Annotated in this window: 7 protein-coding genes; 1 reads left to right on the forward strand and 6 read right to left on the reverse strand. The window is 60.0% G+C overall.

Annotated elements, in window-relative coordinates; all coding sequences use genetic code 11:
* The first annotated feature begins 202 nt into the window (after nt 1–202).
* A complete protein-coding gene (locus M5B44_RS10580) occupies nt 203–7945 on the forward strand; it encodes a dermonecrotic toxin domain-containing protein (protein WP_248739130.1) in 7743 nt (2580 codons plus the stop codon).
* 50 nt (nt 7946–7995) lie between these two features.
* On the opposite strand, the gene argR is transcribed toward M5B44_RS10580, so the two are convergent.
* From argR to M5B44_RS10610, 6 genes are all read right to left on the reverse strand, one after another.
* Nucleotides 7996–8976, reverse strand: coding sequence for a transcriptional regulator ArgR (gene argR, locus M5B44_RS10585; RefSeq protein ID WP_085709719.1), 981 nt, complete (start codon nt 8974–8976; stop codon nt 7996–7998).
* Between the two features lie 111 nt (nt 8977–9087).
* The gene (locus M5B44_RS10590; protein ID WP_003227281.1) at nt 9088–9852 is read right to left on the reverse strand and encodes an ABC transporter ATP-binding protein; all 765 of its coding nucleotides are present in this window, start codon (nt 9850–9852) and stop codon (nt 9088–9090) included.
* A gap of 23 nt (nt 9853–9875) precedes the next feature.
* Complete coding sequence (locus tag M5B44_RS10595; protein WP_248739131.1) at nt 9876–10988, reverse strand: succinylglutamate desuccinylase/aspartoacylase family protein; 1113 nt, start codon at nt 10986–10988, stop codon at nt 9876–9878.
* Nucleotide 10989: 1 nt separating this feature from the next.
* Complete coding sequence (locus M5B44_RS10600) at nt 10990–11688, reverse strand: ABC transporter permease (RefSeq protein WP_085709717.1); 699 nt, start codon at nt 11686–11688, stop codon at nt 10990–10992.
* Nucleotides 11685–12374, reverse strand: a complete 690-nt coding sequence (locus M5B44_RS10605) for an ABC transporter permease (RefSeq protein WP_065261785.1) — start codon at nt 12372–12374, stop codon at nt 11685–11687. Before M5B44_RS10605 ends, M5B44_RS10600 begins: the two co-directional genes overlap by 4 nt.
* Before the next feature lie 91 nt (nt 12375–12465).
* The gene (locus M5B44_RS10610; protein WP_065261786.1) at nt 12466–13239 is read right to left on the reverse strand and encodes an ABC transporter substrate-binding protein; all 774 of its coding nucleotides are present in this window, start codon (nt 13237–13239) and stop codon (nt 12466–12468) included.
* Nucleotides 13240–13654: the final 415 nt, after the last annotated feature.

Below are 13654 nucleotides of genomic sequence, written 5' to 3' on the forward strand. Positions count from 1 at the left end.
TAGCGCAAACCCCGGATTTTCCCGGGTTTACGGCAATGCGACATATAGCGTCGCAAAGGCGCAGTTTAAACCGTCGCCGACAATTGCAGCAGGCCCACGAGCATATCAATTGGCATGTGCCGGCCTGTCATACATATCTACCGCATCCGTTGCAGAGATCTCTGGTTTGCTGACGGCTTCCCGACGTACATGGACAGACCCGATGCAGGCATCCACCGGACAGACTTCAGCCCACACACCGCTCAATCCCCCCGAGCACTACGAACCCCTCAGAAACGCTTTTCCGGAATGGCTCGGCAAAGCGTCGGCCGCCCGCCGCCAGGCCCTGAAGCACAATCGCCGCATGCTCACCGACAACCTCAAGAAAGCACCAAAAACGCAGCATGCTGAATTGAGAGCCCTCATCGCCCAACGCATGAGCATGCAAAACACCATCGACCGCACGCTTGAGCATCTGCAGGACACCAGCGCCTACGCCGAGCCGATCCTGACCCAGGCACTGAAGAGCAGATTCAGTCTGGACGTGGATGTCAGGAACACCTTCCTGCACCTCTACATCCCGGTGACAACGCCCGGGTTCCCGATCACCACCGGCAGCCGGACCTGGACGGTGTCGCTGCTCGATGCAGCACTGCACAATTTCGAAGAAGACGAAACCGAAGCTGACGCTTACTCCAGCGAGTCGACCTTCACGACCGGGCCATCACCGTCAGGTCAGTTCGAAACCCTGCCGCAGATAAAGGCACGCCTGAGCATCGCGGCGTTCACCCGCCTGTGCCGGGAACTGGACATCGGCGCCCGCTACAAGACGTATCTTGAAGAAAACCTGGCTATCAACGACCCCGGCGCCGGCGCGGCACTGCGTCAGCGCATCAACGTCAGCGAAAAGGCCGCCCTCCAGGCCGCCCTGCACATGGCAAAAATGAAGGGCGATGTCAGCGAGTTGTACGCACGCCTGATTGGCGGTTTGCTCGACGATCTGCAAGGCATGCGAGTCAATGGTCAGGCACTGCTTTGCCATGACCTGAGCATGATGTCGTCGAAGCTGACCGGTATCGTTCTTTTCGCGCCGGATCTACAGCAGGCACGCACCCCGGTCAGGGTGGTGGCCTATGTGCCGGACGACCCCGAGCATCCGATCAAGGAGTACGCCTCGACCGCAGAAATGATGCGCGAGCTGACACGTCAGTTGCGCAACCCGGAGTATCAGAAATTCTTCAGCCGTTTCGTGGCCCATGACCAGCGCGGGTATTTTTTCGCCGACCTCGGGCAGCGCCTGAGCCGGGTGAAATGGCACCCTTCGGAGCCCGGCAGCCCATTGCCCGCCTGGCGGGATACGCCCGTCGACAAGCCCAATCTGCAATTTTCCGTCACGCCCATCGAAGGCCGACTGCTGGATCAGCTATATCAACGAAAGCTGAACAAGATCCTCAATGACGCGGCAACGATCGCAGTCCCGACGGCCACGGTCGATCGCAACGCCCGCTGGGCGACATGGGACGCCTTCAGCCGGATTGCCTCTTCGATTCTTGAAATCGCCTCGTTCGTGCTGATGCCCTTCGTCCCCTTTCTGGGCGAAATGATGATGGCGTACATGGCCTATCAGTTTCTCGATGAAGTGTTCGAAGGGGTCGTCGACTGGGCCGAGGGGCTGAGCACAGAAGTCGCCGAGCATATGTTCGGTGCACTGGAATCGCTGATCCAGCTCGGTGCCTTCGGTATCGGCGGCGCCATCGCCGTCCAGGAGCTGCCGAAAGTGTTGCCTGCCGAGCTCATCGCACTGATCGACCGGTTCCAGCCCGTGAAAATGCGCAACGGCAAAACACTTTACTGGAAACCGGATCTGCAGCCCTACGCTCGCCGGATTCAACCACCCAAGGGGTCCGGGCCAGACCCACAGGGACTGCACTTGCACCAAGGGAAAAGGCTGCTCCCCGTCGACCAGAGCCATTACGAAGTCAGCGCTCATGAGCATCCCGGCAAACTTTACATCGAGCATCCGACCCGCGAGGACGCCTACCGCCCCATCGTGCGCCATAACGGCGAGGGCGCTTTCTACACCGAGCTTGAACGACCGCTCGAGTGGGACACCGCGACGGCATTGCAACGCATCGGCCATAGCGTCGAAGTGTTTTCCCCCGCAAAACGCGAGCGGATCCTCAAGGTCAGCGGTTTTCCGGAGGATGCGCTGCGCAAAATGCACGTCGACCAGGAGCGCTTGCCACCGCTGCTGGCTGACAGCATTCAGCGCTTTCGGATCGATCAGGAACTGCAGGACTTCATTGATCTTATCGCCAGCGACAAGCCCGAGAAGTATCTGAATGCCGATACGCTGATCCAGCTCCAGCTTCTCAAGGAACAGAATCTGTGGCCGACCACCAAAAGGCTGTGCCTTGTAGACGAGCAAGGCGAAATCGCGTGGCAATCCACGACCGACGGACGACTTCCGCTGACAGAGATTCGCCAGGGCAGCCTTGCCGAGGGTGACTTGCTCAAAACGCTGCTCCAGACCCTCGGCGAACCGGAAATCAACACATTGCTGGGAGAGGCGTTCGGCGAGATGTTCGCCCTCGATGTGCGCACCCGCAAACTCAGAGCCATGCTTGGACAGCTTGCCCGACAACAGCGTCCTTCACTTTTCGAGGCGCGCTATCAGACGCTGCAACAGAGCGCCGATCCCTTGGCCAGGCATGTGGCTCTGCATGCACCGCAACTGCCCGCCAGGATCACCGAAGAACTGCTGAGTACGGCGACCGGTTCAGAACTGTTGGAGATCAGCCAGGGACACTGGCCCGAAAGGCAGCAGGTCCTGACAGAACAGGCCACGCACGAACTGCGCATCACCCGTGCCTACGAGGGGCTTGAGCTGGCCTCGGTACGCAACCCCGATTCCGACACCCTGGCCCTGCACAGCCTTCAACAGTTACCGGGCTGGTCAACAGACGTACGTCTTGAAGTCCGCGCTCAGTCCCGGGCAGGACGATTACTCGACAGCACCGGGCCCATCGAGGCCCCCATCCAGAAAGTGCTGACCCTCAAATCCGATGGGCTCTGGCAGCCACACGACGAACAGGGACTGGAACTGCTTGGCCCCAGCGATTTCTACACAGCGGTTCTGCAAGCCCTGCCGGACGCGCAACGACAGGCTTTGAACCTGCAGATCGGCGAAGGTGAAAAGCTCAGGCAAGCCATCCGCGACAATCCGCTCCCCCGCACCGAACTGCGGCTGGCGATCTTGCCCGACCTTGCCCCGGCACCTGCCCCCGCACCTGCCGTGGATGCCTTACGCTTGCTGGGTACCGATGGTTACTCACGCAACACCCCACCGGCCGCGCAAGCACCCCGCACGCTGGAAAACCGGATCAGACAGGTCTACCCGAGAATGTCCGACAGCGATCGGCTCGCCATGGTCCGACGACTTGAAAACCACCCGGGCGGCGCAATCGCCGAGCTGTCCCGGCTCCAGCTTGAATACGCACAACTCGATAGCGACCTCAATCAATGGATGTTCGACCTCCCGGAGATCAACCCGGCAGACGGAGCCCGGATATCGGACGACCAGCGGATGGCCGCCATCCGCGATCGCCAGATGTTCGCCCACGCTCTGCGCATCTGCTGGCGCAGAGAGGTGCGCGGCCTCCATGGTTATGAAATGCGTTTTTCCCAGCCGATCGTGGGCGATCTGCCCGCGCTGACGGCAGACTTCAGCCATGTCGTCGATCTGGAGCTGGCCGGCAGCGGTGGACCGGGGGCCGTGAATGCTTTTCTTGAACATTTCCAGGGATTGGTGCGCATGGATCTGCGCAATTTCAACCTGCACAACCTGCCCCCGCACCTGGCGACCCTCCCGCAGCTGAAACAGTTGGCGCTGCAACGTTGCGGTGTCGTCCTGACGCAGGAAAACCAGTCGCTGCTGTTATCCCTCAACCAGCTGACCGCACTGAGCCTGAACAACAACCCGCTGGGTACGACGTTCGATTTCGGCGCCTTGCCGAACCTGACTCACCTCGACCTGTCCAGCACCGGAATCTCCGAAGTCCCGCCAGGATTGTTGAGTCACCCGCGCCTTATCAGCGCATGGCTCGCCAATAACCAGATCACCATGCTCCCCGAGCCTTTTTTTGAACAGCCTGCTGCGACCACTGCCGGGTACGATTTTTTCGACAATCCGCTTTCCAATGCGACCCGGGAAAAAGTGAAGATCTATTTCAACCGGACCGGCAGCGACCTGGGCATCCGCCCCGAGCAAGGGGATATCAACCGCACCAAGGCACTGTTCACCGACCTGAACGATCGTCAGTCCAGCGAGCTGATCTACAGCCTGCCCGGCTCGCTGGCACAGGGTCGTCTCCAACTGGAGCGTTGGGAAAGTGAAATCACCCGACTGACCATCGACCTGGCCACATGGTCACGAAGCACACCGAATCGCAATCCGGTCACAGGAGAGATGCTGACACCCGGCGAACACGCCAGTCAGTTTTACGAGCGCGAGATATTTGCCGGCCGGATTGAACGGCTATGGCGTCACCGCTCGACCGCACATCCGCTGACAAGGGCAGACACATTCTCGGCACAGGCCTCGTTCATGGGGGACATGCCCACATTGATGGCCGATTTCAGTCATATCACCGCCATGTCCCTGAACGGCAACAAGCAGATCAGTGCCACCTCGGCCTTCTTCCAAAGCTTCCCCCGATTGAAACGCTTGATACTGCACGACTTCGCACTTGATCGTTTGCCACAGACACTCACTGGCCTGCCGGCGCTTGAGACCCTGCTTCTGAAGAATTGCGGTGTGACATTCACAGGCGAGCTGCAGATCGCACTGGCTTCGATGCGCGAGCTGGAATCCCTTGAGTTGCCTGGCAACCCGTTGGGCAGCGCGCCCGATGTCGGCGGCCTGACAGAACTGACCTATCTGGATCTCTCTCGCACCGGCATCAGTCAGGTTCCGGACGGCCTGCCCGGCCACCCGAAATTGCGTACAGCCATCGTCAGTGACAATCGAATCAGCGAGCTGCCCGAAGCCTTGTTTGAAATACCCGCCTCCGCCAGTGAAGGATTCGACTTCTCAGGCAATCCGCTGAGCAACGACACACTTGAAAGGATCAAGCGTCATTCCCGAGAAGCCGGCGTGGATTTCGCGGTACTCGCCGAGCCGGCAGACATCGAGGCTACCCAGGCGCTGTTTCCCAGCCTGGATCGTGAAGAGGCCAGTGACGTGTTCTATGGATTACCTGGTGACCTGGAGCACGGACGGCGACAGCTCAGGCACTGGAAAGCGGAGTTCGAGCAACTCACCGCCGATCTGGCGCAATGGAAAATGGCAATTCCCCAGACTCATCCAGTCACTCACCGCCCCTTCACTCCCCCGGAGTTCCTCGCGGAACACGCGGCAAGAACAGCGTTTGCCGAACGAATGCAAAAACTGTGGCGCGCCCGATTGCCGGAAAATCCCAGACAGCGGGGAGACTCACTGGTCGCCAATCTGACCTTCAGCGGCGACTTGCCGAGTCTGACGACAGACTTCAGTCACATCCGCGTACTTTCAATCACCGGCAACCCGGCAGTGATCACCCTTGACGGATTTCTTCAACCCTTCCCGGCCTTGCGCCACCTGGAGCTTCACAATTTCAATCTTGGGCAAAACCCGCTGACCGCCCTGCACATTCCCTCCCTGGAACGACTGGTTCTGGAAAACTGCGGATTGACGCTAAGCCCACAAAGCCAGGCGACCCTGTCGTCCCTTGGCAGCCTGCAGTACCTCAACCTGAACCGAAATCCACTGGGGCAATCACCTACCCTCAAAACCCTGCCGGCACTGCTTCAACTGCACATGACCGACAGCGGCATTCTGAGCCTGCCCGACGGTTTGTTCGATCATCCCCGTCTGCTCGCTGCCTTCTTCGATCGCAACCGGATCCGCGAACTGCCCGACATCCTTTTCAAAGTCGACGCGCGGCCACCCCGGCAGATCAGTCTTGCCGACAACCCGTTGTCATCCGCCATGCGCGAACGCATCAAGCTTTGTTACCGGCAGTTCAGGCAGAGCTTTGGTGCTTCGATGCCACAGGAAGACGTCGCGCGGATCCGCGAACTGTTCCCGTCTCTGGACAATGAAGACGCCAATCGAGTGCTGTACCTGCTGGAGGGAACGCTTGATGAGGGCCGGTTGCAGATTGAGCACTGGGAGGCTGAACTTCGGCAACTTGAAGAGGACCTGGAACAATGGGTAACCGACATCCCGGAACGCTATCCGGGCAGTAACCTTGCACTGACCGAAAGCGACCGCGTCGCAGAGTTCGCGAGCCGCACGACGTTTCGCCTGGAGATCGAAGCGTTCTGGCGCCAAAGGTCTGCAGCAAACCCGGAATCGAGAGCTGCCACCCTCAACCTGGACCCGGAATTCATCGGTGAGCTGCCAGCCTTGAGCGCAGACTTCACTCATGTCACGACGCTGTCGATCATCGGCAATCCCCGGCTACGGGCCGGCACGGAGTTCCTGCGCGGCTTCACCGGTCTAGACTCGCTTGAACTGCGCAACCTGGCACTGGCTGAGATTCCGTCGGCACTGACCGGGATGCCGGATCTGCAACAATTGGTTCTGAGCAACTGCGGGGTTGTACTGAATGACGAGGGCAGCGCCGCACTGCATTCGCTGAAGCAACTGCTCAGACTCGATCTCTACAACAATCCGCTGGGCCGGTTGCCCGACATCCGCAAGCTGCCGTCTCTGGAGTTTCTGGACCTTTCGAGCACCGGCGTCTCGGCACTGCCTCAAGGTTTGCTGGACGCTCCAGGACTGGAAACGGCAATCCTTAGCGGTAATCGCCTCACCGAACTGCCCGCAGAGCTCTTCGACCTGCCCGCCTCCGTCACCAACGGTTTTGACTTCGGCAACAATCCACTGAACGCGCTCACCCGAGAGCGCATCAAGACCTTCTTTCGCGGAACCGGGGAAAACCTCGGCGTACTGGCCGAGCCGACCGATATCACCCGCGTCCAGACGCTTTATCCGGCACTGAGCGATGAACAGGCCAGCGCTTTTTTCTACCACCTCGAAGGCTCGCTGGCCGATGGTCGACTCGAACTGGGTCGCCGGGAAGCCGAACTCGGCCAATTGCTGGGCGATCTGGCAGCCTGGGAAAGCGAGATTCCCGAGCAACGCTCGAACGGTCAACCGCTCACACAGGATGAACGACTGGCGGAGGAGCAAAACAGAGCGCAGTTCAAGGAAGCGTTGCTGACTTGCTGGCGTGAAACACCTGTAGAAGGCTCGGATGTGGGTGATCACGATTTCACTTTCAGGCTGACAATCCTTGGAGAGCTGCCGACACTGAGTGCCGATTTCGGTCACGTTTCGGACCTGTACCTGGCAAGCACCCATGATGACTTGCCACGGATCGGACGATTCCTCGATGCATTCCCCAATCTCGTCAGCATCGATATTCGAGGCTACGGCCTGACCAATATTCCCGAAGCCATTTTCCGGATGAAACGGCTCAACACCCTGAGCCTGCCGGCATGCGACCTCACGCTGTCACCCCGTGATGTGGCCGGACTGGCGAACCTGGACGGCCTTGACCTGCTGCACCTGCATGACAATCCGCTCCGGCTGACGCCCGACCTCAGCAATTTGCAGGGGCTTACCGATCTGGACCTGAGCACCACCGGCATTCGCGAAATCCCGAAGGGGGTGCTCGGCAACTTCAACTGGATGGAGTTGGATCTTTCAGGCAATGAAATCACCGAAATGCCGGACGAACTGATGGAGGTACCGGCGTATGTCGGTGATCGCTACGACTTGCGCGGCAATCCCTTTTCCCCTCAAGCCATGCAGCGAATTCGGGCTTATTACCAGGAGACGGGCATGACGCTGAACATTGACGACGTGCTCGAGCATCCGCCGGTGCGCAGTCGTCCCAGTGTCGAAATGGAGGATTGAAAAGTGTCTGAAACAACAGCGCCATGACGTATGGCGCTGTCATTCGAGGATCAGCCGCGCTCCGGCGGCACCGACGACAGTTCGAACGGACTGCTGCTGCGCCGCTGGTTGCGGTCTTCCCGCGGCGTGGCGCCGAAGAAGTTGCGATAGGCGCTGGAGAAATGCGGCCCCGAGGAGAACCCGCAGGACAGGCCGATCTGAATGATCGACTTGCTGGTCTGCATCAACATCTGCCGGGCCTTGTTCAGGCGCAGTTCCAGGTAGTACTGGCTCGGCACGCGGTTGAGGTATTGCTTGAAGATCCGTTCCAGCTGACGTCGGGACACGCACACGTGCTGGGCGATTTCGTCGGTGGTCAGCGGCTCTTCGATGTTGGCTTCCATCAGCAGCACGGCTTGCGTGAGCTTCGGATGGCTGGAGCCGAGACGGTTCTGCAACGGAATGCGCTGACGCTCGCCGCCTTCGCGGATGCGCTCGACCACCAGTTCTTCGGAGACCGCGCCGGCCAGTTCCGCGCCGTGATCACGGGCCAAAACAGCGAGCAACAAGTCGAGCACCGACATGCCGCCGCACGCCGTCAGGCGATCGCGATCCCAATCGAACAGATGGCTGGTGGCGATGACTTTCGGGAAGCGCTCGGCGAAATCGTCCTGCCAGCGCCAGTGCACCGCCGCGCGGTAACCGTCGAGCAGACCGAGTTGCGCCAGCGGATATACACCGGCCGACAGGCCACCGATCACACAACCGGCGCGCACCAGTTGTTTCAGCGCGCTGCTGAGTGCCGGCGCCAAAGTCGTCGGTGGCTCGTCAGCGAGCAGGAACAGTTTCTGGAAGTTTTCGAGTTTGCCGGCCCAGGGTTCGCCGGGCAGTTGCCATTCACCTTCGGTCGGTGCTTCGGCCTGCAGGAACGACAATTCGTAAACCACGTCCGGATGCACACGCTGGGCAACACGCAAGGCCTCCTCTGCCAGCGCCAAAGTCAGAGCTTTAGTGCTGGGCCAAATCAGGAAACCAATTCGATGGGCAGTCATGGCGGGCGATCCGAAACGTAAACAGAGGGAAAAACCGAAATCGGCTGCAACCAAATTAGACCATCTGGCGCGCTGCGCAGCATGACCTAATTTGGTGCATAACGGGAGCGATTACTTGAGGCTGCCCGAGAGGAATTGTTGCAAACGTTCCGACTGCGGATTGACCAGCACTTCACGCGGGTTGCCGCTTTCTTCCACGACGCCTTTGTGCAGGAACACCAGTTGGTTCGAGACTTCACGGGCGAAGCCCATTTCGTGAGTCACCACCACCATGGTCCGGCCTTCCTGAGCGAGGGCCTGCATGACTTTCAGCACGTCGCCGACCAGTTCCGGGTCGAGGGCCGAAGTCGGTTCGTCGAACAGCATCACTTCCGGTTCCATCGCCAGCGCACGGGCGATTGCCACACGCTGCTGCTCGCCACCGGACATGTGCCCCGGGAACGCGTCTTTACGATGGGCCACGCCGACTTTGTTCAGGTAGTGCTCGGCTTTCTCGCGGGCTTCGGCCTTGGACACGCCCAGCACGTGAACCGGCGCTTCCATGATGTTTTCCAGCGCGGTCATGTGCGACCACAGGTTGAAGTGCTGGAACACCATCGACAGGCGCGAACGCATGCGTTGCAGCTGTTTCGGATCAGCGGCTTTCAGCGCGCCGTCCTTGTTGGCAACCAGTTTCAGCTCTTCGTTGTTGAGCAGGATCTTGCCCGCGTGCGGCTGCTCGAGCAGGTTGATGCAGCGCAGGAAAGTACTTTTGCCGGAGCCACTGGAGCCGATGATGCTGATCACATCGCCGGCGGCCGCTTTCAGGGAAACGCCCTTGAGCACTTCGTGACTGCCATAGCGTTTATGCAGGTCTTGGACTTCAAGTTTGTACATGCGGTCGGTTCTCACAAAAACAGTCAGTCGTTGAGCAAAGGGCCGTCGCGCAGCGCATCGCGCCCCGCCACTTTGGCCAGCCAGAAACCGGGTTGGGCGTAACGCAGCCGCTCAATGGCAAACAGCACCCCGGACGTACCAGCACACACCGTGCTGACCCGATCCGACAGCGGATCGATCACTTCGAAAATCTTGTCACCGGCTTCAACCCACTCGCCGGGCTTGCGCAGAAAACTCACCACGCCAGGATGCGGCGGCAGGAGCAGTTCAGTGCCCTCGAACGGCATGCCTTCGCACGGTTCGCGCACGGCGCTTGGCCACTCGCCACGAATCAGGCCCTGCTCGGAGAGGAACGCCAGAATGCCTTCAGCCCAAGCCTCCGCCTGCGCAGGCGTGGTGTCAGCCTGACCACCCAGTTCAACGGTGGTTGCCAGGCACGCCAGGGGAATCTGCGCGTCCGGGAACAGACGCGACAGACGCAGCCACGGCAGCGAACAGGCTTCGTCGAACGAACTGCCGCCGGAATCTTCCGCCAGCAGACCTACCTTCACATCCAGGTGCGCGGCGAGCGAACGCCACTGCGGCCAGTGCTGCGGCAAGGCGTACATGTGCAGCGCGGCTTCGCAGTCGCAATGCAGATCCAGCACCACATCGGCAGTCGCGGCGTGTTGCAGCAGGATGCGCTGCATACCTTGCAACTGGCTGCTGGCCTCGGGCAATGCGGCCAGATGATCGGCCATCGCCTGACGGATCAGACGGATGTTGGCGTGCGGATCATCACCGAGTTGTCCTTCAAGCTTTGCGGCCACCGGGGCGCTGAGCTCGACGAAATCACGGTTGAAATTCTTGCCGCTGCCGGCCTCGAAACGCCCCTGATGATTGCCTTGCAGCAACTGGCCAAGACCCAGCGGGTTGGCCACCGGCACCAGTTCGATGACGCCGTTTAGCAGGCCTTTGGCTTCGAGTTCGCCGAGGCGTTTTTTCAGTTCCCAGGCGGTGCGCATGCCAGGCAGTTCGTCAGCGTGGAGGCTGGCCTGGATGTAGGCCTTGCGCTCGCCGCTCCCGAAGCGAAACACCGAAATCCGGCGCTCGCTGCCCAAGTGGCTCCACGGCAGAACGTGGTCGATGCGTTCCATATCAGTGCTTCCTCGGGGCCAGGTAGCTCAGCCAGCGACGCTCGGCCAGCTTGAACAGGCGCACCAGGATGAAGGTCAGGCACAGGTAGAACACGCCGGCGGTGATGTACGCCTCGAACGGCAGGTAAAACTGCGCGTTGACGGTACGGGCCGCGCCGGTGATGTCGATCAGGGTCACGATGGACGCCAGACTGGTGGTCTGCAGCATCATGATCACTTCGTTGCTGTACTGCGGCAGTGCCCGGCGCAGGGCCGACGGCAACAGAATGCGCTTGTACATCTTGACCCGCGACATTCCCATGGCCTTGGCCGCTTCGATCTCACCGTTCGGCGTGGCCTTCAGGCTGCCGGCGATGATTTCGGCGGTGTAGGCGCTGGTGTTGATCGCGAACGCCAGGCACGCACAGAACGTTGCGCTGGACAGCCACGGCCAGAGGAAGCTTTCACGCACCGCTTCGAACTGGGCCAGACCGTAGTAGATCAGGAACAGCTGAACCAGCATCGGCGTGCCGCGAATCACGTAGGTGTAGAGCCACGCCGCACCATTGACCACGGCGTTCTTGGAGACGCGCATCAGCCCCAGCGGCAGGGCTGCGAGCAAACCGAAAAACAGCGACAGCGCGAGCAACTTGAGGGTGGTCACCAGGCCGCCGAGGTACAGCGGCAGCGACTCCCAAATGACGTTGTAGTCGAAGATCATAGATCAGCCGCCCTTACGCCTACCGAGTAGCGCTTCTCAAGGTGACGCAGCGCCAGCAACGAGACACTGGTGATCACCAGGTACATCGCCGCCACTGCGAGGAAGAAGGTGAAAGGCTCGCGGGTGGCGTCGGCCGCCTGCTTGGCCTTGAACATCATGTCTTGCAGACCGACCACGGAAATCAGCGCGGTGGCCTTGGTCAGTACCAGCCAGTTGTTGGTGAAGCCCGGAATCGCCAGACGGATCATCTGCGGCACCAGCACCCGGAAGAACACCTGGAAGCTGCTCATGCCGTACGCCATGCCCGCTTCGGCCTGACCTTTGGGGATCGCCATGAACGCGCCACGGAAGGTTTCCGACAGGTACGCACCGAAGATGAAACCGAGGGTGCCGATACCGGCGGCCAGCGGATTCAGGTCGATGTACTCGTCATAGCCGAGCATCGGGGCGACGCGGTTGAGCAGGTCCTGACCGCCGTAGAAGATCAGCAGGATCAGCACCAGGTCGGGAATCCCGCGGATCACCGTGGAATACAGATCGCCCAGCCAGGCCAGCCAGCGCACTGGCGACAGGCGCAAGGCGACACCGATCAGCCCGAGAACGATGGCCAGGGCCATGGACGACAAGGCGAGCTGAAGCGTCAGCCAAGCGCCATCGAGGATGACAGCCCCGTAGCCTTTCAACATGATTCAGGTCCTCGAAAGTTGGGATGAAAAAATGGCGCAAACCGCAGAGATCCTGTTGCTTGCGCCATTTCGGACGGGTCGAGCGACGTCTTTACTTGCCGTAAATGTCGAAGTCGAAGTACTTGTCCTGGATTTGCTTGTACTTGCCGTTTTCGCGGATGGCCGCGATGGCAGTATTGATCTTGTCTTTCAGGGCGTCGCCCTTGCGTACCGCGATACCTACGCCGTCGCCGAAGTATTTTTCATCGGTGAACTGCGGGCCGACGAACGCAAAGCCTTTGCCGGCGTCGGTTTTCAGGAAGCCGTCGTTCAGCAGGGTGGCGTCCGCCACGGTGCCGTCGAGGCGACCGGCGGCCACGTCGAGGTAGATTTCGTTCTGCGAGCCGTATGGCTTGATCTCGGCACCCAGCGGAGCCAGGACTTCACGGGCGAAGCGCTCGTGGATCGAACCACGCTGCACGCCGATGTTCTTGCCCTTGAGCTCGGTCAGTTTGTCGCTGACCACGGTGCCTTCCTTCATGACCAGGCGGGCCGGGGTGTTGTAGTACTTGTTGGTGAAGTCCACGGACTTCTTGCGGTCTTCAGTGATCGACATGGACGAGAGGATCGCGTCGATCTTGCGCACTTTCAGTGCCGGGATCAGACCGTCGAACTCTTGCTCGACCCACTGGCACTTGACCTTCATTTCTTCGCACAGTGCGTTGCCGATGTCGTAGTCGAAACCGACGATGCTGCCGTCCGGGGCTTTGGATGCGAATGGAGGGTAAGCCGCTTCGATACCGATCTTCAGAGGCTTTTCATCGGCGAATGTCGGCAGGGACAGCACGGACAGTGCCAGGGCGCCAAGCAGCACAAGTTTCTTCATCTTGGGACTCCATCGGTAAAGGGCAAAAACGGCAGAGTGAGCGACAGCCCAATATGCGAATGGGTGGAACGAAAGCGGTTGCTGCGTGCGTGGGATATTTCCGAACAAACCCTGAAGGCTTCAACGCGAGCCACGACGAGCGAGTGATCGGCATTCTAACGACAGGCCCGAAGCCGATATTTCTTCAATGCGACAACTAATTACAGAAGCACCGAGAAACCCGCTTGAGCACATTGACAGCTCCGCAATTTCATGCAAGAGCGAAAGACAGTGAACCGATCTATGCTGCAAATTGCGGGCCTATTATTCGCAAACCCTTCTAATCCGGCAAGCGCGGGGTGATGTCTTATTTTTCACCGGTCGTTTTGAGGCTCTAAAACGGGGCGATGCGTTTCTCATTGCCCCGTTGCGGGGC

It is taken from the genome of Pseudomonas sp. MWU12-2029, assembly GCF_023242425.1.
Taxonomy (GTDB): Bacteria; Pseudomonadota; Gammaproteobacteria; order Pseudomonadales; family Pseudomonadaceae; genus Aquipseudomonas; species Aquipseudomonas kribbensis.

Excerpts from the sequence above, each read along its gene's own strand:
- M5B44_RS10580 (WP_248739130.1), top strand. The coding sequence starts at position 203 with ATGCAGGCATCCACCGGACAGACTTCAGCCCACACACCGCTCAATCCC.
- argR (WP_085709719.1), bottom strand. The coding sequence starts at position 8,976 with ATGACTGCCCATCGAATTGGTTTCCTGATTTGGCCCAGCACTAAAGCT.
- M5B44_RS10590 (WP_003227281.1), bottom strand. The coding sequence starts at position 9,852 with ATGTACAAACTTGAAGTCCAAGACCTGCATAAACGCTATGGCAGTCAC.
- M5B44_RS10595 (WP_248739131.1), bottom strand. The coding sequence starts at position 10,988 with ATGGAACGCATCGACCACGTTCTGCCGTGGAGCCACTTGGGCAGCGAG.
- M5B44_RS10600 (WP_085709717.1), bottom strand. The coding sequence starts at position 11,688 with ATGATCTTCGACTACAACGTCATTTGGGAGTCGCTGCCGCTGTACCTC.
- M5B44_RS10605 (WP_065261785.1), bottom strand. The coding sequence starts at position 12,374 with ATGTTGAAAGGCTACGGGGCTGTCATCCTCGATGGCGCTTGGCTGACG.
- M5B44_RS10610 (WP_065261786.1), bottom strand. The coding sequence starts at position 13,239 with ATGAAGAAACTTGTGCTGCTTGGCGCCCTGGCACTGTCCGTGCTGTCC.